This window comes from Lactobacillus helsingborgensis, from assembly GCF_000970855.1.
Taxonomy (GTDB): domain Bacteria; phylum Bacillota; class Bacilli; order Lactobacillales; family Lactobacillaceae; genus Lactobacillus; species Lactobacillus helsingborgensis.
Genome location: NZ_KQ034046.1, coordinates 18013 through 41388 on the forward strand (window position 1 = coordinate 18013; position 23376 = coordinate 41388).

Consider the following 23376-nt stretch of genomic DNA (forward strand, 5'->3'; position numbering starts at 1 on the left):
TTTTGTGTGGTAATAAATATTTTTCGGTGCAATAAACAAATTTACGGTGCAAAATAATTAAATTTTGCACTGATAAACTTTTAAATACACTGATACTTGGTATAAAATATGTAGGAAGAAACTAGCTTATAAAGGAGACATAATATTTTGAAAGTTTTTGATTATCAAACTTTAAATGGTTTGAAAGTAACCACGAAGATGATTGAAAAACTCAATCTGATCTATGAGCTCAAAGGTAAAACGAATCATATCTCCTTAAAATCAAAAGACATAATGGATAAGCTGTTGGTAGTCGCAAAGATTGAGAGTACAGACTCATCAAATCGAATTGAAGGAATTGCAACAAGTGATGCACGACTTAAGAAATTAATGGAGCAAAAAACGACTCCGAAAAATCGCAGTGAAGAAGAAATTTCTGGTTATCGTGATGTTTTAGCAGTAATTCATGATAATTATAAATATATCAAGATTACTCCTAATAATATATTGGCATTACATAAGCAATTATTTAATTTTACTGAAAGCAGCTGGGGCGGTCAATTTAAGGACATTGATAATGCAATTATTACTACCTTTGCAGATGGTCATAAAGAAACTCGCTTTACTCCACCACCAGCATATATCACACCTGAATTAGTCCAAAGTTTATGTGAAACTTATAATAATGCAATTTGTGATAATTCCCTCCCACCATTAATACTAGCGGCAGCATTTATGTTGGATTTTGTATCAATTCACCCATTTAGAGATGGTAATGGCAGAATGTCACGCTTGTTAATGTTACTTGAATTACAACAATTAGGTTTCGGAGTTGGTAAGTATATTAGTTTGGAACGTTTAATTGAAAAAACTAAGGCGCAATATTACCGGACTTTGTTAGAAAGTTCAGGAAAGGCATGGATTAATAATGAAAACGATTATGGACCATATGTTGACTACTTTTTGAGTATCGTATTGCAAGCTTACCGTGAATTAGATTCACGAATTGATTTCACTAGTAATACGGAAAAGGATCCGGAATCATTGCTATTGAGTAAAATTACTAATAGTTTAAAGTCGTTATCTAGACAGGAACTAATGAATTTGGTACCGCAATATGGTGAAAGTACCATTAAGCATGCTTTAGCTAGGTTGCGCAAAGAAGGAAAAATAGGTTTAGTAGGCAAAGGAAAGGCAAGTCGCTATATTGCCAATGGCTAAAGTAGTACAGTAAATAAATTATCGGTGCAAAATTTAATTATTTTGCACCAATAATATCAGAGACTTTCTGATGTTTCTATAAATCATTTTTTCTATATTAACTTTTTTCAGTCATGCACCTTTGGTTCATATTACCAATGTTTAGTAAAGTGCTGAAATTAAGCATGCCTAACTAAAACTAATTATGTTGTCTCTAATTTTTAAACTTAAAAAGTTAATATTTTTGAAAATTAGAAGGGTAGTTAATTATGAAAAAGTTACACTTTTTTCAGCACTACTTCGGTCTGCTTTTATCAACTTATAAATTATTTTTCAAGGCAGCTCGCATATTAACTGCTTTTGTTTTTTTATTGGCTCCTATTCAAGCAATTCCATCCGTTTTTGTAGTCAATGCGGGGCAAAATGTCATTAATGATGTTTCCAATCACCAAAATTTTGTTGCTAGTATAATAATTTGGCTTATAGCTACCGCTTTGACGCAGTTATTGCCACCTGTAGCTACTTCTGTTCAGAGCATTTTAACTGATAAATTAACGGGTTTTATTAATGTCAGCCTAATGACTAAATCCCAGTATCTACCGTCTCTTAGTATTTTTGATGACAGCTCCTACTATGGTGATTTAAAGATGTTAAAAGATGATGCTTCATGGTGACCAGCAAATTTGATCGTGTTTGGAGTGGCAGTAATCCAGTCTGCTTTAACTCTACTTTTTATGCTGTTTCTTTTGGCGCGCTATAATTGGTGAATTGTGGTTTTACTGCTGTTAGTCATGGTTCCTCAAAGTTTGAGCTATTACCGTATTCAACAAGAAGCCTTTGAAACAATGGTCACCCGTAGTAAAAATACGAGAAAGCTGGATTATTTAAGTTCGTTACTTTTAGATCGTAAAGACGCTAAAGAAATAAGATTATTTAACATGTTCCAGGCTGTTATTAAAAAATATATTGCGTTATTTCAGAATACTAGAAAAGATGTGGATCAAGTCCACAAAAAGCAGATGGGCATCAGCACTTTTTCCTCGTGCTTGTCAGCCGTGAAATATGCGGATAAGATTCTCTTTTTACAAAATGGTCGGGTTCTGGGCTTTGATGCACATGAAAAATTAATCAGAACTAATGCTGATTATCGTAAGATGTACAATTTACAAAAAGAGGCTTATGTCTAAATACAGGTTGGTCTGAAAAGTGCTTTTTGATAAAATCAAAGTAATTCAGTAAAAAAATACTTTTAGTAAGAAAAATCTTAAAGCAACAATAAACTTGTAATTAAATTGGTTTGGGCAAGTATTGGCTATATACGCAAGCGAAATGGAAGGTGCGACAATATGAATTCCATTAAAAAGTTTTTAGATTGGCTAACAAGTTTATTACTGATTATAGTGGTCGGACTGATTTTGATCACACTTTTTCTGCATATTATAGTTTTGGCACAATGATTTTTGGAGTCCATGAGGCAAGCGCGATAAAGGATTTTTGGTTCACAGAAATCATGTTGGGTACAGTTTATGTATCTGTAGTTATGGTCATTGCTATATATACAGCAATAACTCGTTTTTTGAAGAAAAGAAAAAATAAACTTTCTAGTTAAGTTGCTAAGATCACAATATAGTAAGGTAAGAGTCTGGGAAAAAGTGCTCTTTGAAGTTAAATTAAAAAATTTACAATTTAAAAAGACCGACAAATCAACGTTTTATTGACGTGAGTTGTCAGCCTTTTTAGTTAGGTTAGAGTTTTTTCCCAGACCCTTTTGTTATTCAAGGATGCTGTGTCTTTCGATATACCCAGCTTTAGTAACAAGCGTACCAAAAGCATTGTTGTCACTCACAAACGCTACACGACTAGTGATAAGACAGTTATTTGAGAAAAAGAAAAATCAGTTCATATGATAGAGAACTGATTGATGAGTTATTTAAAGAAACTTTGATTCTTTAATAAGTATTCAAGTTGATTTTATAAGCAATTAGATTTTAATTTAACCCTGATTTTGTAGATCCTTTGTATTGATCTAGTGCAGATTTTAAATCTTTGTCTGTAATTTTGACGTTTTGGTCTTTCAAAACTTGGCTGATTACATTTCTCATAACAGTAGAATTTGCAGCCCATTTGGCATAAAGGTTATTTGTTAGTTCTGCTTTATTGTTTTCAAAACTCCCTTTAGCTGGATGGTTAATCATTTTTATTATCTCATAGCCATTAGTAACTTTTACTGGGGTGTTGGTATATTCACGATTTTTAAGCTTATATGCAGCATTTTTGAAAGTAGAATCCAAATTTTTATTTTCTTGATTAAAAGGTGCTAATTTTCCGCCATTAGTGCTGGTAGAACTATCTACAGAATATTTTTTTACTAAACTTGAAAAACTTTTACCATTGTCTAATTGATTGATAATTTCTTTAGCTGTTGATTGACTAGTTACTAAAATATGCTGCACAGTAATCTTCGGCTGATATGTTTTCCACTCTGCCTTTAATTGTTTACTTGTGGGTTTGATTTGAGACCGCAATGCAATTTCACTAAGTAGGTTAATTTGAATCATTCTCTTAAAAGATGACTTAGTGTATGAATTTTGTGCTAAAAATTCATCAAATTGTGAGCCATAGCGCTCTTTATAGTTATTGTATTCCTGAGTAACTTCTCTAGAATTCAGCTTTTCGCCATATTGGGCTTTTAGAGCGTCATAAATTAACAAATTAGCTAAAACATTTTTACTTGAAGGAGCTGATTTGAGTTCCTTATAAAACTCTTGTTGCGTAATTTTCTTGTCTTTTCCGTATTGAGCAACTTCTGCATTATTTGATTTTGAACAGCCTGCTAAGATTAGTAAGGAAATACCAGTTACGGCAGCTATTATCCCTTTTAATAATTTATTCATTTTATCTCCTCCAATGAAAATGTTATCTAATTATTAAAAATATTAAAACAGATTGCAACTTTTAATTCAATAAAATCACCAAAAATAACAAGTAATAAACTAGAGCCCACTACAATAGCAGGCAAAGTAGCACATAAATTACAAAAAGAAGAAATTAAAAATAGCAATTTTAATAAAACGTTTGTTATTTTTAATTTTATACTATATAATATCTAATTAATTGATGATGTTATTAATTTAATCAGGCAAACACACTATTATTAATTAAGTTGGGGGACTAGCTATGAAAAAAAATAAGTATGTTGGAGTGCTAGTTTGTGCTGCTGCACTATCTGTCGTATCTGTATTCTCTAATGCTGAACAGCATGTTAAAGCCAGTGTTGACAGTCAAACAAAAACTGTTGCAAACAGCTCTAAAGCAACAGAATCAGTTACAGTGGGCATAACAAACAAAGCAATTGAAGCGCAATTAGCTGCAAAAGGAGTTAATCTTAAACATTTAACTTCTAACGAAAAGCAAACTGTGTATGTTGATGTAATTGTTCAATTGTCTGCTGCACCTGCAGCTACAAATGGTTCAGTAAGCACAAATTCAAGTAGTGCAGAAATTGAACAGGCTACAAAAGAAGTAATTGCACAACAGGGTTCAGTTAAAGCAAAAGTAAAGGCAATTACCAACCAAGCAATTGGCAAAAGCTATGGTTATGTAGTTAACGGTTTTGCTACTAAAGCAAAGGTTAAAGATATTCAAAAATTAAGAGCCATTCCAGGCGTTAAATCAGTAACTTTGGCAAAAGTATACTATGCTAATGACTCTTCAGCTGATGATATGGCCAATGTTTCAGCAGTTTGGAATAATTATAAATACAAAGGTGAAGGCACTGTAGTTTCTATCATCGATACAGGTATTGATCCTAATCATAAGGATTTACGGTTGAGTGATGAATCTAAAGCGAAATTAACTAGAGCAAAGGTTGCTGCCTTCATTAAACAAGCTGGTTATGGGCACTACTTTACTGAAAAGGTCCCATATGGTCATAATTATTCAGATAACAATGACAATATTACTGATAATAATTCTAGTCAACAACACGGTATGCACGTTGCGGGTATCGTAGCTGCCAATGGTACTTCAGATTCTGTTAATTCGGTTGTAGGTGTTGCTCCAGAAGCGCAATTGTTAGCAATGAAAGCCTTTTCTAATTCAGCTAGTTCTGCTACTACTGATTCTACTAACATCATTGGAGCAATTGATGATTCAGCTAAACTTGGTGCTGATGTTTTGAACATGTCTCTAGGTTCTACTTCTGGTCAGCAAACTGATGATGATCCAGAAATTGCTGCTGTTGACCGTGCCACTAAGACAGGTACTGCCGCTGTAATTTCTGCTGGTAACTCCGGGACCTCAAACTCAAAGGCTGATGGCAACAACAAGGCATATTATGGCAATCCAGACATGGAAACTATAGGCAGTCCGGGTACTGCCAGAACTGCCACAACGGTAGCATCAACGGAGAATAGTAAAGTTACTACTGATGGTATAACTTTTACTTCAGCTGATGGTAAAACTGTAGTAGCAGGTCCAGAAACTACACAACTTTCAGCAGGTACCGATCGTTCATTCTTTAATGACAAGCAATTCTACGTTGTTAAAGATAAAAATGGACAATTAGGTCTAGGTTCTGCAAATCAATATACATCTGATGTTAAGGGTAAAATTGCCATTGTTAAGCGTGGGACCCTTGCTTTTACAGATAAACAAAAGTTTGCACAAGAAGCTGGGGCTGCGGGTTTAGTTATTGTTAATAATCAAGCTGGTGCATTAACTAACATACAGCTTAATGCTGGATTCCCTACTGTTGGATTATCAGGGGATGCTGGAAGCAAGTTAGTAGAATATGTTGATAAACATCCTGATGAAGCATTAAAGGTAAGCATTGCTGTCCAGCCATTAGATAATTCAGCCCTTAAGACTGATTTAATGTCCAGCTTTACTTCATATGGTCCTGTTTCTAATTTGGCCTTTAAGCCAGATATCTCAGCACCAGGTGGAAATCTTTGGTCTACTCAAAACAATAATGGCTATACTAACATGTCAGGTACTTCTATGGCCTCTCCGTTTATTGCTGGTACACAAGCACTTGCTAGTCAAGCAATGAATGATAAAAAGGGTTCTTTCTATGAAATTTATCAAAAAATGAGTCCAGATGAAAGAACAGCATTTATCAAAACTTTGGAAATGAATACTGCAAGTATTCAACCTGATGTTAGTCATGATAATGTGATTGTTTCACCTCGTAGACAAGGTGCAGGATTCATCAATGCACAAGCTGCTATTCAGGCATTAGTTAAAAATCCTTCAACCGTTGTTGGTAGCAACGGCTATCCAGGTGTTGAGCTTAAGAGCTTCACAGATAGAAATCTTAAATTTCAAGTTAAGTTTATCAATAGAACCAATAAGGATTTAACTTATAAGTTAGCCAATAATGGTAAAGAATCAGGTGTTTATACTTCTGCTACTGATAGTGGTTCAGTTTTGTATGACAAGCAAATCGATGGTGCTTCAGTTCAAGCTGATGGTGATATAGTTATACCTGCAAATTCAACTAAGGAACTTACTATTACATTAACACTACCGACTGATTTTAAAGAAAATCAGTATGTTGAAGGATTCCTGACCTTTAATGGATCAGATAGTTCACAATTACGCTTACCATACATGGGATTCTTTGGCGACTGGGCAAGTTCAGACCTGCCAATTTTTGCTAGCCTAAATGATCCAGACGTATTCCAACCATACAATAATATCTTGGGAACTTTTGTAACCGTTGGTAATGATTATGATAGTGCTAACCCGGGCTTAGGCATCGATGATAACGGTAATGTTGCACTTGATTCTTCAAAATTTGCAATTTCTACAGCGGATCATGCTCAATTCCAATGGTTTAAACCAACTTATTACTTATACAGAAATGCTAATAACGTTAAGGCTCAAATTTTGGATAAAGATGGTAAAGTAATTAATACTTTAGCTTCATTGAGTAATGCCACTAAGTCATACTACTATGCACCAGCTCAAACATACAATTACTTTAATGAAGCTCCTGAATGGGATGGCACGTACTTTGACCAACAAGCTAATAAGACAGTTAAAGTACCTGATGGAACATACACTTACAGAATCTCTGCTACTGTTGATGGCACAAATACAGAGCAGCATTACGATATGCCCGTTAAGGTAGACAGTGTTAAACCGGTATTAAAGAACCTCAAGCTAGAATCAAGTACAGAAAAGGATGACAATGGCCAAGAAAAGACGCGCTACTACTTGTCTGCCGAAGCTAAGGATGATCTTAGCGGCTTGAGTGGTGACGCAAATGTTTCTGTAAACGGTGTCATCAGTCAATTAGCATATGATCCAACTGCTAAGACAGACAAGGATGGCTTCCAAAGGGTTGAAATCGTCTTATCTCCTGAACAGATAAAAACTTTACAAGCAGGTAGTAATGACTTTGTTGTAGCATTATTTGATAATGCTTCAAATGCAGGAACTGCTTCAGGTAAAAGCAATAAGCCAGGTGAAACCGGCTTTGGCCTGGTTCTTAGAGATGGCGGTTTACCAGATAAGATTTCCTCAACAACTAAAAACTACTACTCTGCCACTGGATCCTTTATCTTTTTAGGCACTTATCCAAGCAAGGTATATGGTACTTATACTGATAAGTATGGCAAGACCCACGACTTAGATATCGAAAGTGATGATGACAAGACATTTGTTGCTAAGCTTCCTCTTACTAACGATGATTACAACACAACGGTTACCCTCTATGCTGATGCTGACCATAAGACCGTCATTAAAGAAAAAGAAATTACAGTTAGTCTTGTCCCAGCTAAGGTTGAAAGCTTAACCGTTGATAAGATTGATACTTACGATGTAAGCAAGGATTCAACAGCTGAATTGGCACAAACCTCTGAAGATACTGTTAAGCTTTCAGGAAAGGTCAGTGCTGATACTAAGTCATTAGTAATTAAGCAAGATGGCAAAGATGACATAGCAGTTGATCTGAATGATGATCATACCTTTTCTACTGATTTAGCAGTAAGCTTTGGTGAAAATGACTTTAATATTGTGGCAACTGATGAAGATGGTAATTCATCCAGTGTTGAACAAAAAGTTAAGTCTAGTGATCGTGGTAAAACAACTGTAGAAAGTAGTGACGTTACATTCGATGACGGCATCAGATGGGGTACCAACTACGTTAGTGCTGATGCCAAAAACTATGACCCTAAAACTGGCGAGTTGACTATTACTGGTAAGGTAAAGAGACCAACTACTACTTTGCAAATCGATGGTAAGAACGTCAAGATCAATTCTGATCAGACATTTGAAGTAACTTTAAATGTTGGTACTCACGGTGCTAAAATTGTATCTGCTTTGATTGGTGATTCAACTGTTAGAGAAACTACTCAAGAGAGACTAAGCTTCTATGTAGATGCGGAATCACCTGTTTTAGCCCTAGATAATGATGGTCCTGTCTACACTAACAAGGATAAATATACAATTTCTGGTACTGTCACTGATGACTACAAGTTCTATGATCTATCTATCAATGATAATAACATTGAATCTGCCTGGGGTGATGTAGATTTTCACAGCGAGGAAGTCTTCAAGAAGGACTTTAAGCATGAAGTTGAATTGAAGCAGGGTAAAAATACTTTTAATATTAAAGTAACTGATTCTCAGGGCAATGAAACTACTCAAGCTTTAGTTGTTTACTATGAACCAGAAAAGGTCTTAGATGAGCCTGATATTAAGCAAACCGTAGCAAAAGATGGCAAGTCTGCTATCATTGAAGCTACTACCAAGGAACTTGATGCAACGGTAGTTTACAGTGTTGATGCTGGCAAGACATTCAAGGATGTGCCAGCTGACGGACTCAAAGTCACTGAAAATGGAACTGTTGAATTCAAGACAGTTGATAAATATGGCAATGAATCTGATGTGAAATCTGTAGAGGTTAAGGATCTTAATGAAAAAACTGAACCTAATGCAGATGACAAGAATTTATCCGATGCTAAAGAAAAGCTTCAAGCAAGTGTTGCTGCTGGCGAAAAGAAGGACTTGAGTGGCTATACTGATGAGTCTAAGAAGGCTTATGAAGAAGCTTTAAACAAGGCTAAGGAAGTCTTAGCAGATCAGAATGCTACATTGGAAAATGTTCAGGCTGCAACTGATGCATTAGCTAAAGCAGAAAAAGGATTAACTGTTAAGAGTACTGAATCAATTCCGTCAACTAATGTCACTCCAAGCTCTAATAATTCTAGTTCACAAGCAAGTGCAAATACAACTGTTTCAGATAAGAATAAGGCTAATGAGGAAAATAAGGGTGCCAAAGAAGAGGGTAAATCAACTAAGGTAATGTTCAAGTCCGTTCTTTACACTAAGGACATTAAGAAGACCTCTAAGACTGCCAAAGCATATAGCTTCCTTAACTTTGTAGTTGAAAATGATAAGCTAAAGGTTTATACATTTAATGGTCAACATTTCTATAAGGTAGTGGATAAGGATGAATATGTTCGTGTAAGAAATGTTACTGGTACCAGGGCTAAGTTGAAGAGAAACTCTTACGTTTACAAGTCTAATGGTAAAAAGGCATCACGTAAGATTCTCAAGAAGGGTACAACTGTGACTTTCTACGGTGATCAATATAAGGCTTTAAAGAAGTACAAGAAGACAGCTTATAGAGTTGGCCAAGGTAAATACATCAAGAGCGTAAACTTTTATAAAGTTGATCTTGTAAAATAGTTGATCCATAACGAGCCTTATCATATAAAACTTATCTAAAAATAGTTTCTAGATTTTAAAAGACGATCAAAATTCTAAAGTGCTCCATAATAGTTAGTCAATAGCCTGACTATTAGGAGCACTTTTTTATGACTAAATATTTGACTACTTTAAAATTGAAGTTGTTTGTAAGTATCTAACACGCCAAAATTCATGGACTGGCTTAAGCAAAGAAGACGGCATTGATCGCATGGCGATCAGGAGCTGGACAGAGCTAGTCGCAATCACTACTTAGCACATTGTGCAAAATTAATTCAGTCATGATATAATGTAATTGTAAAGAAAAGAGGCCTTGCGCTAACAAGACCTCTTTGAAAACAAGCAGCCGCTCTAAAGGCGGTTAGCTGTGTGAGAGATAGAAGACTATCCCCAACTTGCTAAAGTATTATTGGGACGGTCTTTTTTATTTCTTGTGATTATTGATATAATCCAACAACACAATAATAAACGTGGCGAATGCCAACATTATTTGTAATGCCTGGTAAACGCTCATTAACTGCTTCTCTTTCTAAAAGATTTCGTGCCATAGGCACCATCTCCTTTCCGGATCAACAGCCAACCGCCCTCAAAACAATTTGCTTGAATTCTAAATTAATTATAACAAATACTGTTTGCATATTGAATAACTATAAAGTACTATTGCCAAATCAATGACTCATTTTGATTATTTATACTATTTTAAGGATATTTGTAAGCTAAAATTGAGTCAAACTCAAGTAAACTAGGAGCGAATAATATAAAAATGACAGTCTAAAAAGGCTGTCATTTTTATATTGATTTTTTAGCTTAATTTTATTTTAGGATAAATTGTAAAATGAAGTTGAACACTTGCCCTGATTAGAAAATGAAAAAAGTCCATTGGACTTCTCTGATAGAATGTAATTAACCCAATCAATTATAGAAAGAAGTTACCAATGAACTCCCTTAATTTTACCATATCTACTCACCAAAAAGGCCAACATCTTGCTTTGCAAGACCGCATAATTATCCAAGTTTTACGCAGCCAATACCAGGAGCACTGGCACGAAGTTTTTAAGACCATTACCACCGATAATGGTTCTGAGTTTGCGGATCTAGCCCAGTTAGAACAAGCAGCGCAGACGCTGGTTTACTAAGCGCACGCTTATACTTCTTGTGAGAAGGGCGGGGTTGAGCGGCACAACCGGCTAATCCGGCGCTTCATTCCTAAAGGTCAGTCCATCAAGGATTATGACTTAAGGCAAATCTATGGCATTGAGGACTGGTGCAATAACCTGCCCCGCAAGATCTTAGCCTACCACACACCCGATGAATTATATGAAAGAAGATTAGATTGCAACTATCAGATCAAGTAGAGTGTTCAACTTAAAATTGCAATTTTCAAGAAAAGAAAAAATAAAGTTTCTAGTTAAGTTGCTAAGATCACAATATAGTAAGGTAAAGGCAGATAGTTAAGTGAACTATCTGCCTTTTATTGTTCTAATTCCTATTTTTAAAAAAGCTTTTACTAATATAAAAATCCTTTATAGTGGCGCTTGTTCAACTTTTTAGCAAGTTTAACTGAGCGATACCAGTGAGACGTATTATGTATACTTGTTCCATCAATCGTGTTTGCAATTGATAATACCTGGTGGCCCTTAAGTTTGGAGACGTTGAAAAATTCACCGCCATTTTCACCCCAGCCGCCGTCTTCACCATCATCACCAGTATCTGGTATACCGATGCCAGCAGGTTCGTTCCATTGCTTTACATTTAACCAAGTAATACCTCTTTGTTTCTGATAACCGGGGATGAATATCCAATCAGCTCTTTCAAAATCCGGTTTATCATGTGGTATATATTTATGTATTACTTTAGGTGTATATTCACCTAAAATATACGTTGTTTTAGTTATTTTTACTTTACTAAGATCTTTCTCAACTCCGTCAGTATAATACTGGTACCAAGTTCCGCGCATATTCTTAGGAAAAACAGTAGGAACTCCTTTTGCTTGAGCAGTATTTGGAGTGTTACATACACTTCCGACGCCAATAGCTACAGCGATTAATGCCAATATTGTGAAAATTCTTTTCTTTAGTTTCATTTTCTTTCTCCTATTTTTACTACTAAATTGTATTATATACTACTAATCACTAGTATGAACCAAATTAATAGTAATGACGAAAATATTTGGCAAGATGTCTAACTTTAGCAGCATAGCGCCCAATCTTTTTAAAAACTACCATAACGAAAAATTAGAAATGTCGAATACGACAATTTCCTCTTTGCTTTTCTATCTGAATGTAACATTAAGCTAATAAAAAATTAAAAATAAGGAGAAAAACAAATGACTAAATTTAATATTCGTGGTGGCTTTGGCGATTCTACTAAACCTGATGTAAATATTCGTGAGCAAGATAACCTTTATTTAGCGGTTAATTCAAAATGGCTGCAAGAAAACCCTGTTCCTGCCGGTAGACCAATCATTGATGGCTTTAGCGTGGCAGAGAAGCAGACTCGCAAAAACTTAGTAAAAGATTTTACTGGTTTTTTAAGCGGGCAAAAGCCAATTCCGCACATTAAAAATTTTAATAAAGCGGTAGAGTTTTACCGGGTAGCTAAAGACGAGCAAAAAAGAACAGCCGAAGGTGCAGCCCCAATTAAGAGAGATTTAGCCTTTTTAACCAGCCTCAATAATTTAGCTGATGTCAATGAGAATTTGACGAAACTGTTGCTAATGGATAACTTGCCGTTCAAATTTGAAGTGGAGCCAGATTTCAAAAATGCACAGTTGAATATTGTCACTTTTTACCGCCAAAATTTGATTTTGGCTGATACCAGTTATTATGGTAATGAAAAAACCACTAATCTGCTTGGCGTTTGGCAAAAGCAAACCGCTAATCTATTGGCAATGAGTGGCGTTAAGCAGGCTGAAGCAGAACAATACGCTAACGGTGCAGTTAAGCTGGACCAGCGTTTGGCGCAGGTTTATCAATCAGCAGAATATAACTCTGAAATTGAAAACATATATCACCCTCTGAGTGTGGCAGAATTTACAAACCAGAGTAAAAATATTCATTTAGCTGATTTACTGAAAGAAACTGGTCTTGAGACCACTAAGAAAGTTAATGTTACTGAACCAGGTTATTTAGATAAATTTGATGAATTGTTTAATGAAAAACATTTCTTCGAATTAAAGGGTTGGCTAATCGGTCATTTTATTAATCAAGCAGCGCGGTATTTGTCACGTGAATTTCGGAAAGCAAGATTACCACTAAGAAAAGCAATGTACGGCATAGATTCTTTAGCTGCAGATGAGCGTTTTGCGTATGACCAAACAATTGCAATGTTTGGTGATGTTATTGGTCAGTATTATGGCAAAGAATACTTGGGCGCTGAAGCCAAAGCCGATGCTACTAAAATAGTTAAAAATATGATTGCGGTTTATCAAGACCATTTAAAAAACAATTCTTGGCTGTCAGATACCACTAAGAAAAAGGCATTAAAGAAGCTAGATACTTTAGTCTTAAAAATCGCTTATCCAGAGCATGTTCAAAGATTTTATGATGAGTTCAAAGTAACAGCAGCTTTAGCAGGTGGCAGCTTATACAGCAATATTAAAGCCAATAATCAAGTTAAACTTAGGGCTAACTTTGCAGATGTTAACAGACCAGTTGATAATTCACTTTGGGAAATGTCAGCAGTAGAAGCCAATGCTTGTTATAATCCGCAAAGTAATGACATTACTTTCCCAGCACTGTTATTACAAAAGCCTTTTTATGACTTACACCAAGATCGTGCAGCTAATTATGGCGGTTTTGGCGCAGTGGTAGGACATGAAATTTCACATGCGTTTGATAACAACGGGGCACAGTTTGATGAATTAGGTAATATGAAAAACTGGTGGACTGATGAGGATTATGCCGCATTTAATAAACGAATCAAAGCCGAAATTAAGCTGTTTGATGGCGTTGAAGTTGGTACAAGCAAAGTCAACGGTAAATTGACAGTTTCGGAAAATATTGGGGATCAGGGTGGTCTAACAGTAGCCGTTGCAGCTAACAAGCAAGAAGGGGGAGACGCCAAAATTTTATTTGAAAACTATGCGCGGATTTGGGCAACAAACGCTAAGCCCGAATTTTGGCAATTAATTGCTGCGTCAGATGTTCATGCACTTTCTCAGGCTCGAGCAAATGTGCAGGTGCAATGTCAAGATGAGTTTTATCAAGCTTTCAATGTTAACCAGGATGATGGTATGTGGCTTGATCCAGATAAGCGTGTACAAGTCTGGTAAAATTTGACACTATAAATTAAGTATTTTTTTAAGAAAATTAATTCCTGCTTTGTGCTAAAACAGATATAAGTCCAGCACGTGATGCTAGAAAAATAGTAAAATAATTTTTTAGGCAGGAGAAAATAATAATGAAAAATATTCAAAGACTAACTACTATATTAGCGATTATTTTGTGGGTTGTCGTGATTGGTATTTTTGTTATGGCCGTCGCTAACAATCAGGTGTGGAGCATGGGACCGGTTATAACACATAATAGACCGCAAAATGCTTTTGGCTGGTTAATTGTAGCTGCTATTGCGGTAACGGCAGTCAGTGTAATTTTAAGATTGACCAGAAATAAATAAGACATAAATAAACTTGTGCGACTAAGATTGGGCAAACTGAGTAGGCAATCTGCAAAGACAATTGACATTTTCTCCTGCACCAATAACTTTTTGGGGGCAATAACTGTAAAAAGTAACATCCACTTTGATGAAGAAGCAAATGAAAATGACTATTTTTGGCAAAGCACCGCTAAATTGGCTATTGCTAATCCAGTAATTATTTTTACAAAAGTTGAGCACGCAAAAGAACCTAAAAAAGCAGAATACCCGGTACGCTTAAATCTTACTGGGTATTTTGCATGTAAGTTATTACTAAAGTATAATTAACTTTTATATTAATAATGAATTAAGGCGTTAAAATACAGAAAACTAAAATGCGTTCACCTGAAAACTAATAGAAGACTCGCGCTGTTAAGAAAAGGAGGGTTAGATGATGAGTAAGATAAAAATTTTGGTAACTGGAGTTGTCCCAGAAGCTGGTTTAGCTGAGTTAAGAAAGAATTTTACAGTAGACTGTAAGCCAGAAAAAGCTGGCAGAGATTGGGTTTTAGCTCATTTACCAGAATATGATGGGCTCATACTTATGGGGCTGCAGGGCGATCGGGAACTGATTGATGCGGGCACCAATTTAAAAATTATTACTGCTATTGGTGTTGGCTTTGACCACATAGATATTGAATATGCTAAACAGAAAAAGATCGTGGTGACTAACTGTCCCCAAAGCGTTCTGATTCCTACTGCCGAAATGACTTTTGCCCTAATTCTAGCAACTGTTCGGCGTTTGCATTTTTATGATAAAACCATTCGTGAAGGGAAATGGGTTAGTGTTTCCAAACCAGAAAATATGGGTACGGGACTTCAAGGAAAAACACTTGGCATCTATGGTATGGGACGCATTGGCTCTCAGGTAGCAAAATACGCGCAAGTCTTTAGCATGAAAGTCATTTACCATAATAGGCACCAGCTAAGTTCTGAAAAAGAAGCAAAAATGAAAGTTAATTATGTCGATTTTGCTACTCTAGTCAAAACAGCAGATGTAATAACCTTGCATGCTCCTGCAACACCTGCTACAACTGGCGTTTTCAACAAACAAGTTTTCCAGCAAATGAAAAAGACAGCTTATATCATCAATGCTGCTCGGGGTAAATTGATTAAACAAACTGATTTGATTGCCGCATTGCAAAACGGAGATATTGCCGGGGCAGGTTTAGACGTCTATGAAACTGAACCGGAAGTACCATCAGCTTTGCGTGCTTTAGACAATGTAGTTTTATCACCGCACGCGGGTGCAGGAACCCAAGAAGCGCGCACGTCTGTTACTGCTGAAGCTGCTCAGAACCTCATTTCCTATTTCCGAGATCACAGATTGATAAATCAGGTAAATAAATAATTACTATAATTATTAACAATTAAAAGCCAAGTTTTGCTTGGCTTTTTTCTTTTACTGTAATAAAATATGAAGTTAACTACATGAAGCTAACTTCATATTGTTAAGAAGGTGAGATTATCAAAAATTTAGTTAAGGAAAATAGGAAAAAGCTGCACTTAACGCAGCGTGAACTCGCTCTTAAAGTGGGTGTCACTGAACGAACGATTATCTCAGTAGAAAAGGGGAAATATAAGCCCTCACTTATCTTGGCGTATAAACTAGCGCAAGTTTTTAGAACTGATATTGCAACCCTGTTTTGTTTAGAGGAGTACTTAGAAAATGAAAAAGAATAAGAAAAGAAAGATCAAATATTATTGCGCAGCGTGTTTTTTTGTATTATTAGCACTTCTTGAGTTGGTACTGATCAGTTTAGCAGTTCTGCAGCACCAAAGGCAAAACAGTATACCGAAAAATATTATTTATGCAGTTTTTGCTATTAGTGTTGCTGTTTATCTTTTTTATAAGGCTAAAACTGAGGATGCAGAGATCGATGATGAAGATGAGCGTGATGAGTTTATTATAGTGAAAACTGATCACCAAATGTATAAAATAGCTAGCTGGTTAATTTATATTTTGAGCCTGGTTTTTCTAATTGGGGCGGCGTTCATGTATGAAAATCAAGGCTTTACGGATTTGGTACTTGTTTTGACTACTGTATGCTGTACCTTAATTATATTGTGGAACATACTATTTTTAATTGAGATAATTATAGGTATTACTAATGAGTTTAGAAATTAAAAACAGCAAAAAAGGCATTGTATTTTAGTACAATATTTTTTCCACTTGCTTTCCTGATAGTGACCTCTTAGTTAAATAGTATTGTAATCAAAGCCTTTCTCAAGTTTAATTAATTTATCATCTTTATGAATGAAAAAATTATTAACAAAACTGAGGGAGAAAAATAATGATTTACCATAACTATTCACATTTAAAATTCTTTTGGCTCAATGTTTTCGGTTTGATATACAGTACTTTAAATATCTTTGCTGCTTATATGCTTAGCAATTTGATCAATATGGCAACTAAGAGACAATTTTCAGTCTTACCTTCTTTAGTAACGCAGATCATAGTAGCGCTGACTATAATCTTAATTTCAGGCTTACTATTTAATTACTTAAAAACCGATGCAGTTAAGCAGATTAACACTAAGTTGAGAACTAAAGTATTGAAAGGGATGCTGCAAAATAAAGAAGAAGATAGTGCTAATTTAGGTTTTTTAACTAACGACTTTAAGTTATTAGAAACTAATCGTTATGAAGCTGAAATTGAAATGCTGATCTATGCTTATACCGTTATTTTGGCGCTAGGTTATGCTTTATATCTAAACTGGTTTGTTACCTTGATTTATTTCGTGGGCTCAGCAATCCCTACTATCGTCTCTAACTTTTTCCAAAAACCAATTCAAAAGGCTTCAAGTGATTGGACTAAGGCTAACGACAAGTATGTCAGCCAAACCAAAAACATTTTAGCTGGCACCAGTACTTTTAATTTATACGGCGAGCAAGACAATGCTGTTAAGCAAAATAAGAGTGCCGTTGAACGCCTGGAAGAAAAACTGGCCAAAATGAATGTGCTGAATAATAATACTAATACCTACCTTAATATTATCGCGATTGCCAGTGCCTTTTTACTACCATTTGCTTTTGGGACATTATTGGTAGTCAATGGTCAAATAACATTGGGAGCATTATTTGCCATCACCCAGCTTTCTAACTCTTTTGTTAACCCTATTCTGCAAATTTTAAATGAACGAAACAATTTATCTACCACTAAGGGTATTGTTAACAAGATCAAGCAGTTTATTGCTAAAGGTGAGCAAAAACTGCAAAACGGTGTTGCTACTGGTGACTTTAAGCAATTAGAAGTGAAAAATCTGACTTTAAAGCGTCAGGGTAAAGAATTAGCTAGTCAAATTAATTTTGCAGTTGCAAAAGGACAAAAAGTTGCGGTCATTGGACCGTCCGGCTCTGGTAAATCCACCATGCTTCAATATTTAATGTATGGTGATTACGGCCAAGCACAAGAAGAGTTGCTTAATCAAAAAGCAGTACAACCAGGCACTTTTACCAACCTGTTTGCATATTCAAGCCAAAGTGCGGTTATCTTTGCCGACTCATTATGGTTTAACCTTACGTTAGGTGCGGACATCCCGCGAGAAAAAGTTACAGACGTGTGTGAACATTTAGAACTGGGACAGCTGGTTAAAGAAAAAGGTTTTGACTATCAATTAGGTGATAATGCTGATCAATTATCGGGTGGGCAATTAGCCCGAATTGAACTGGCAAGGGCTATCTTAGCCAAACGACCAATTTTATTACTAGACGAAGTCAATGCCTCATTAGATAAGGCAACTTCTCAAGCAATTCATGATTACTTGTTTGCTTCAGACTTCACTTTCATTGAGGTTATTCACCACTATGAACCGGCAGAATTAAAGCGGTACGATACTGTAATCGACTTTAATGATTATATTTAAGATATGACATCATAAAAAAACTTATTTTCTTACGATAGAAAATAAGTTTTTGTTTTTTTATGTAAAACCAAAATTATTAAGTTCAAATATTTATTGGCTGTCACTGAAACCTTGGAACTTAAAAGTTAGTGTGATTGGGCTATCAGCCTTAATTTGGTATTGTGCGTGAACCGGTGCGCCCCAGGAGTCATCCCCGCCAACACCCATTTGTTTAGCCAGAATTCTGACCCTCGTGCAGTATGGTTGAGGCAACTCATAATGATGATATGCATTTTGAATTTCATATTCACTGTAAGGCAGAACGCTTTGTTCAAATGGTTTATTGAGTGCAGTAAATTTTAATCCGCGGCCACTGTCGTCGTACACTTTGAGCCAGCGTGTTGCACCATGATTTCCCGCTTCCTGCGGTACTAGATACGGGGTGAAATTATCTTGAGCATTACCTTTAAAAATTCCAAGTTTAACACCATTATTACGATCACTATAATTTTCATCTGGTCCCAAACCGTAAAATTCGTAATGGTTAAATTGTAACGGTAACTTGAAATCCACTCCGATAGCAGGAATATTAGGCAAATTTTTGTGTCCCGGATAAGAAAGAGTAACTGTTACCGCCCCGTCTTGAGTTACCGTATAAGTGATGGTATTAAACACTTTTTCGGGCAGAGCCAATTGATATTTAAAGCTCATCGTAACTGTTGTCTCAGTTTGTGCAATGTCACTATCAATTAATTTTTGATATTTGCCGGCAATAGACCACATACCAAGTTCAAAGCCACCATTGTAGCCATCGTCATTATTGGTTAATGCGCGCCAATAACTGGACTTGGGAATTTCGGAAATGTATTCTTGTCCGTCATATTTATAGGAACTCAAGCCGCCTTTGGCCTTTGATAGTTGTAAGCTAAAGTGTTCTCCGCTGACACCAATGTTGGTACTGCCGTTAACCAAATTAAGTTTGCTTTTTTGAGCTGCTGGTTTGTTAATAGACTTAATTAACTTTTGGGCAAAGCAGATTTCATAATTTTTTGGTGCCCACAAAGTATCATTTTTAAGTTTAGCCGCAACTTCTGCAACATATTCTCCGGGTTGGGTACCAGTTGACCACGGCAAAGACTGCTGCAAACTCTTTCCCGGTTCGACAACTAGGTTAAAGTCTTGTTCTTTTAAAAGCTTGCCGTCTTTTAGTACTTTGGCAGTAAAAATTAAATTGGCAGTATCAATAAACAAATTTTTGTTTTTAATAGTAAAACCGTCCTGATCAATTCTAATTTTGATATTGGAATAGTCTTGCTTAACCTCAGCCGCTTTAGGAGAAGGGGTCCGATCAGCCAGCAGAATGCCATCGCCACAAAATTCATAGTCGCTTGGTCGATCCGTCCAATCACCGCCGTACGAAATACATTTCTGCCCGCGCGGATCGGTTGTTAAAAGACCTTGGTCAATAAAGTCCCAGATAAACGCCCCTTGGTAGTTGGGGTACTTGTCTGCAAGTTCTGTATCTAATTTCATACCACCAGTCGAGTTACCCATTGAATGCATGTATTCGCATTGAATAAAGGGCCGGTCAGTGTGTTTCTCCAATTGATTAATAATATCTTGGGGTTTCCAGTACATGTGGGTATCCATGTCAGAATACTTCTGGTTTGCGCCGCCCCTAAAGAAGCCTTCATAGTGAACTAATCTTGATTGGTCATGCTGATGAAACCAGTTGGCACTTGCGACTAAATCTTTACCTGTGTATGATTCGTTTCCCAAAGACCAAATTAGGATTGCCGGATGATTTTTATCCCGCTGAAACATAGAATTGTCCCGATCAATAATTGCTGGGAGCCATTCAGGATGATCGCCGGGAATATTCCAAGATTTTCCTAAAGCATCAATTTGTAACCAGCAGCCATGGGTTTCTAAGTTAACTTCATCAATCATATAGATACCATATTGGTCGCAAAGCTTATACCAGAAAGGATGGTTAGGATAGTGGGAAGTCCTGACGGCATTAATGTTATGCTGCTTCATAAACTTAACGTCGAATATCATATCTTCTTTAGTGACGCTGTGACCAAAGCGGTAGTTAAACTCGTGGCGGTCAATGCCCTTAAAGACAATCCTTTTTCCGTTTAACAACATAATGCCGTTCTTTTTTTCAAATCTTCTAAAACCAATTTGAGTAGACGTGATTTCAACAAGATTTTCCTGATTAAAAATGCTAAGAACAGCGTTGTATAAGTTAGGTTCTTCTGCACTCCATAACTTAGGGTGAGCCACCTTAAATACTGCTTGGGCTAGTTCTTTATCAGATAAAGTCTGCTCAAGCACTTTATGCTTGTCTGGAGCGAATAATTCAAAGCGAAACTTGGTTTGTTCATTTTTATTTTCAACTTTAGCAGTAACACTAACCTTGCCTTCTGAAAAGTCGGCGTTAAGAACAGGCTGATAATGCAGGTCCTTGATATAGGTAGCGGGTACGGCGTAAAGGTAGACGTCACGGAATATCCCAGACAATCTAATCATATCTTGGTCTTCTAGCCAGCTGGCACTGGAATATTTGAATACTGCCACTGCCAAGCGATTGGTACCAGATAGTAAATAATCACTAATATCAAACTCACTGGGAGTAAATGAATCCTCACTATAGCCCACAAAATGACCGTTCAACCAGACATAGAAAGCTGTTTGGACACCTTGAAAAGAGAGAAAAACTTTTTTATTTTTCAGATTGTCCTTGAGTTCAAATCTCTTTACATAGCTTGCGACCGGATTGAATTTTTGCGGAATAGCGGGAGGCACCAGCTGCTCATGTCCATCCCACGGATATTGCGTATTAACATATTTAGGATGATTAAATCCTTGTAATTCTAATTGTCCAGGGACTTTAACGTATGAAAAGCCACTATCATTAAAATCATTCTTGTAAAAATTTAATGGTGCAGTAGATAGATTTTGAGCAACATGCACTTTCCAAGTGCCATTTAAACTTTGCTTTAAACTGGTTTTTTTACTCTGAAATTCTGCTTGATTTTGATAAAAGGCAAAATCCGCGTGTGCTGGCAGGCGATTAATTTGAAAAACTTGCGGATCGCTGAGCCAATCTAAAGTAGGGTTTTTAATTTTTGCCGTCATTTTGTTAACACTTTCTCTATTTTTATAAAAAATAAGAGACGGAAAAAGTTTTTCCGATCTCTTAAATCATTAAAATTTAGTTATTTGAATTTTTAGCTTCTGGCCAAACTTTATCGTAATCAACACCAATAATGTCTTTAGTGGTGCGCTTTACTTCATCAGTAGCATCAGCTTTAGAACCGCCGGCACGAAGTCTGGCAATTTCGTTGATTATTATGGTATGGCTCTTCTTGTTTAGCTTGTAACCAAATGAGATGAGTAATGCTAAGAAAATCAATATACCAGAGCCAAACAAAATGACATTTAAAATTGCATTTTGAGTAGCAATTGGCTGAGTTGCTGCATTTTTGGCAAAGCCGTTGTTATCAAGATACATACCAACAAATATACCGGATAGTCCTGAAGTTAAACCACGGACAAAACTAACGACTGCTTGGAAAGTACCGGCCTTGTTTTCGCCAGTGAGCAGTTCGCCTAGGTCTGGCATAAATGGGTACATGTTCCAAGGGAGGAACCAGTCAATGGCTCTGGAAATTATGAAGAGCATCATAATGATAAATAATAATACGAATGTGTTCTTGGGTTGCAGTTTGCCTAGAGCATAAAGAATGATAAATGTAGCCAAGTCAATTGTTAAAGTTACGCCATAAATTTTTCTAGGACCGAATTTAACAACAGCCCAGCCACCAATTAAAGTACCAATAAAACCGAAACCGGCAAATGACATGATGTAACCGGCAGTTGAGGCGCTGCCGTGCAGACAGAAAATAACATAATATGTCCAGACCATGCTCATAACATCAAAGCCGGTGAATGACAGCAGGTAAATCAAAATTTGCTGAGTATATGATTTAACCCGGAATACACGAAGATAATCCAATAGTTGTCTTCCCAATATCTTCCAGAAAGAACCGTGAACTTTTTGATGCTTTTTTTGTTTGTTTTCTTCAGCTTCCTTGTCAGCCACATTTTCGACTTGGTCAACAGGCATTTCCCAAGTATTAAATGCTGTCAGCCAGAGGCCGAGCAAGTAGACTACACCAAAGAAGACAGCGTTAAGAGTCAACGCCATAGCGCTGTGTTGCCCAAACACCTTAAAGAGTTGTGCGGGAATGAAGTTGGCAAAGAAGTTTGAAAATGCGGCAAAGACCAACCTGGTAGTAGAAAGTAACGTACGTTCATTAAAGTCGGTAGTCATTTCGTTTGGCAGAGTTGAATAAGGTACAGTAATCATTTGTTGGATCAGCAAAAATGCTAGATAAACAAAGAAGTAGTACCAGTAGTTCAAACCGCCGAACCACAGGCAAATGTAGGAAAGAATTAATGGTGAACCAAAGATTAAAAAGAAATGGCGTCTGCCAAATATTTTTCCTAGTTTAGTGTGATAAAAGTTGTCGGTAATACCACCAGCAACCAAACCAAAAACTGCAGTTACCCAACTACCAATAGCAATAATTGAAGCACCTTGTGTAGCAGATAAATTGCAGAATGATGTGAAGAAGTAGAGCATCCACGCTGACTGAACGGCTTGCGCCCCACCACTACTGAAATCAGTTAAACCATAACAGATAGCAGTCCAAAGAGTGACTTTCCGCTTAGTATAAATTCGTTTTGAAAGTTTATTCATTTTACATTCTTACCCCTAAATCTATTATAAATCGAATCTATTAAACTATTAGGAAGCGGTTCCACTGAAAATTGTAAACATATTTTGTTCAAAAAACCAGAAGTTTTTAAAAAGTTTTTTGTAAAATAAGCTGGCTGTGGATAGCAATTTAGTATACTTAAACTGGTTTTATATATTTTATTTAAAACATTTTTGCGAAAATGGTCTAGACCTAAATATAACAAAAAA

General features: G+C 36.2%; 14 protein-coding genes and 3 pseudogenes. 12 read left to right on the plus strand and 5 right to left on the minus strand.

Translation table 11 applies throughout. The features are described from left to right. The first annotated feature begins 147 nt into the window (after positions 1 to 147). The 3 genes and pseudogenes from JF73_RS00085 (at position 148) to JF73_RS00095 (ending at position 2788) form a co-directional block, all read left to right on the plus strand. Positions 148 to 1200 carry a Fic family protein gene (locus tag JF73_RS00085; RefSeq protein ID WP_257011425.1) on the plus strand — a complete coding sequence of 351 codons (1053 nt, stop codon included), beginning with the start codon at positions 148 to 150 and terminating at the stop codon, positions 1198 to 1200. Positions 1201 to 1448: 248 nt separating this feature from the next. Further along, positions 1449 to 2213 (plus strand): annotated as a pseudogene (locus tag JF73_RS09900) (ABC transporter ATP-binding protein); the annotation flags it as partial. A 312-nt stretch (positions 2214 to 2525) separates the two neighbouring features. Next, positions 2526 to 2788: pseudogene (locus JF73_RS00095) on the plus strand (hypothetical protein). A 379-nt stretch (positions 2789 to 3167) separates the two neighbouring features. Here the strand turns inward: JF73_RS00095 and JF73_RS00100 are convergent. Further along, complete coding sequence (locus JF73_RS00100; RefSeq protein WP_046326481.1) at positions 3168 to 4073, minus strand: peptidylprolyl isomerase PrsA; 906 nt, start codon at positions 4071 to 4073, stop codon at positions 3168 to 3170. 283 nt (positions 4074 to 4356) lie between these two features. On the opposite strand from JF73_RS00100, the gene JF73_RS00105 reads away from it, so the two are divergent. Then, positions 4357 to 9879: a S8 family serine peptidase gene (locus tag JF73_RS00105; RefSeq protein WP_046326482.1), complete on the plus strand. Its 5523-nt coding sequence runs from the start codon at positions 4357 to 4359 to the stop codon at positions 9877 to 9879. 442 nt (positions 9880 to 10321) lie between these two features. On the opposite strand, the gene JF73_RS09925 is transcribed toward JF73_RS00105, so the two are convergent. Next, positions 10322 to 10411 (minus strand): putative holin-like toxin, encoded by a 90-nt coding sequence (locus JF73_RS09925; protein WP_081945396.1) that lies wholly within the window; start codon positions 10409 to 10411, stop codon positions 10322 to 10324. A 502-nt stretch (positions 10412 to 10913) separates the two neighbouring features. On the opposite strand from JF73_RS09925, the pseudogene JF73_RS09455 reads away from it, so the two are divergent. Continuing rightward, a pseudogene (locus JF73_RS09455) lies at positions 10914 to 11252 on the plus strand (IS30 family transposase); the annotation flags it as partial. A 152-nt stretch (positions 11253 to 11404) separates the two neighbouring features. Here the strand turns inward: JF73_RS09455 and JF73_RS00115 are convergent. Beyond that, complete coding sequence (locus tag JF73_RS00115) at positions 11405 to 11980, minus strand: hypothetical protein (protein WP_046326484.1); 576 nt, start codon at positions 11978 to 11980, stop codon at positions 11405 to 11407. Between the two features lie 243 nt (positions 11981 to 12223). Here JF73_RS00115 and JF73_RS00120 point away from each other — a divergent pair, with 243 nt between their 5' ends. From JF73_RS00120 to JF73_RS00150, 7 genes are all read left to right on the plus strand, one after another. Beyond that, positions 12224 to 14170: a M13-type metalloendopeptidase gene (locus tag JF73_RS00120; protein ID WP_046326485.1), complete on the plus strand. Its 1947-nt coding sequence runs from the start codon at positions 12224 to 12226 to the stop codon at positions 14168 to 14170. Between the two features lie 128 nt (positions 14171 to 14298). After that, entirely contained in the window at positions 14299 to 14514 is a 216-nt protein-coding gene (locus tag JF73_RS00125; RefSeq protein WP_046326486.1) for a hypothetical protein, read from the plus strand. Positions 14515 to 14541: 27 nt separating this feature from the next. Further along, positions 14542 to 14820: a hypothetical protein gene (locus tag JF73_RS00130; RefSeq protein ID WP_046326487.1), complete on the plus strand. Its 279-nt coding sequence runs from the start codon at positions 14542 to 14544 to the stop codon at positions 14818 to 14820. 106 nt (positions 14821 to 14926) lie between these two features. After that, positions 14927 to 15883 carry an NAD(P)-dependent oxidoreductase gene (locus tag JF73_RS00135; RefSeq protein WP_046326488.1) on the plus strand — a complete coding sequence of 319 codons (957 nt, stop codon included), beginning with the start codon at positions 14927 to 14929 and terminating at the stop codon, positions 15881 to 15883. A 116-nt stretch (positions 15884 to 15999) separates the two neighbouring features. Beyond that, positions 16000 to 16215, plus strand: coding sequence for a helix-turn-helix transcriptional regulator (locus JF73_RS09460; protein WP_046326489.1), 216 nt, complete (start codon positions 16000 to 16002; stop codon positions 16213 to 16215). After that, positions 16202 to 16660 carry a hypothetical protein gene (locus JF73_RS00145; RefSeq protein ID WP_046326490.1) on the plus strand — a complete coding sequence of 153 codons (459 nt, stop codon included), beginning with the start codon at positions 16202 to 16204 and terminating at the stop codon, positions 16658 to 16660. Before JF73_RS09460 ends, JF73_RS00145 begins: the two co-directional genes overlap by 14 nt. A 166-nt stretch (positions 16661 to 16826) precedes the next feature. Further along, positions 16827 to 18398, plus strand: a complete 1572-nt coding sequence (locus JF73_RS00150; protein WP_038520485.1) for an ATP-binding cassette domain-containing protein — start codon at positions 16827 to 16829, stop codon at positions 18396 to 18398. A gap of 90 nt (positions 18399 to 18488) precedes the next feature. On the opposite strand, the gene lacZ is transcribed toward JF73_RS00150, so the two are convergent. Continuing rightward, positions 18489 to 21521: a beta-galactosidase, LacZ type gene (gene lacZ / locus JF73_RS00155; RefSeq protein WP_046326491.1), complete on the minus strand. Its 3033-nt coding sequence runs from the start codon at positions 21519 to 21521 to the stop codon at positions 18489 to 18491. Between the two features lie 76 nt (positions 21522 to 21597). Beyond that, entirely contained in the window at positions 21598 to 23148 is a 1551-nt protein-coding gene (locus tag JF73_RS00160) for an MFS transporter (protein WP_038520491.1), read from the minus strand. Positions 23149 to 23376: the final 228 nt, after the last annotated feature.

What these genes read in the sequence shown, in the direction of transcription:
- JF73_RS00100 (WP_046326481.1), bottom strand. Translation starts at nt 4,073, where the DNA reads ATGAATAAATTATTAAAAGGGATAATAGCTGCCGTAACTGGTATTTCC.
- JF73_RS00105 (WP_046326482.1), top strand. Translation starts at nt 4,357, where the DNA reads ATGAAAAAAAATAAGTATGTTGGAGTGCTAGTTTGTGCTGCTGCACTA.
- JF73_RS09925 (WP_081945396.1), bottom strand. Translation starts at nt 10,411, where the DNA reads ATGAGCGTTTACCAGGCATTACAAATAATGTTGGCATTCGCCACGTTT.
- JF73_RS00115 (WP_046326484.1), bottom strand. Translation starts at nt 11,980, where the DNA reads ATGAAACTAAAGAAAAGAATTTTCACAATATTGGCATTAATCGCTGTA.
- JF73_RS00120 (WP_046326485.1), top strand. Translation starts at nt 12,224, where the DNA reads ATGACTAAATTTAATATTCGTGGTGGCTTTGGCGATTCTACTAAACCT.
- JF73_RS00125 (WP_046326486.1), top strand. Translation starts at nt 14,299, where the DNA reads ATGAAAAATATTCAAAGACTAACTACTATATTAGCGATTATTTTGTGG.
- JF73_RS00135 (WP_046326488.1), top strand. Translation starts at nt 14,927, where the DNA reads ATGAGTAAGATAAAAATTTTGGTAACTGGAGTTGTCCCAGAAGCTGGT.
- JF73_RS00145 (WP_046326490.1), top strand. Translation starts at nt 16,202, where the DNA reads ATGAAAAAGAATAAGAAAAGAAAGATCAAATATTATTGCGCAGCGTGT.
- JF73_RS00150 (WP_038520485.1), top strand. Translation starts at nt 16,827, where the DNA reads ATGATTTACCATAACTATTCACATTTAAAATTCTTTTGGCTCAATGTT.
- lacZ (WP_046326491.1), bottom strand. Translation starts at nt 21,521, where the DNA reads ATGACGGCAAAAATTAAAAACCCTACTTTAGATTGGCTCAGCGATCCG.
- JF73_RS00160 (WP_038520491.1), bottom strand. Translation starts at nt 23,148, where the DNA reads ATGAATAAACTTTCAAAACGAATTTATACTAAGCGGAAAGTCACTCTT.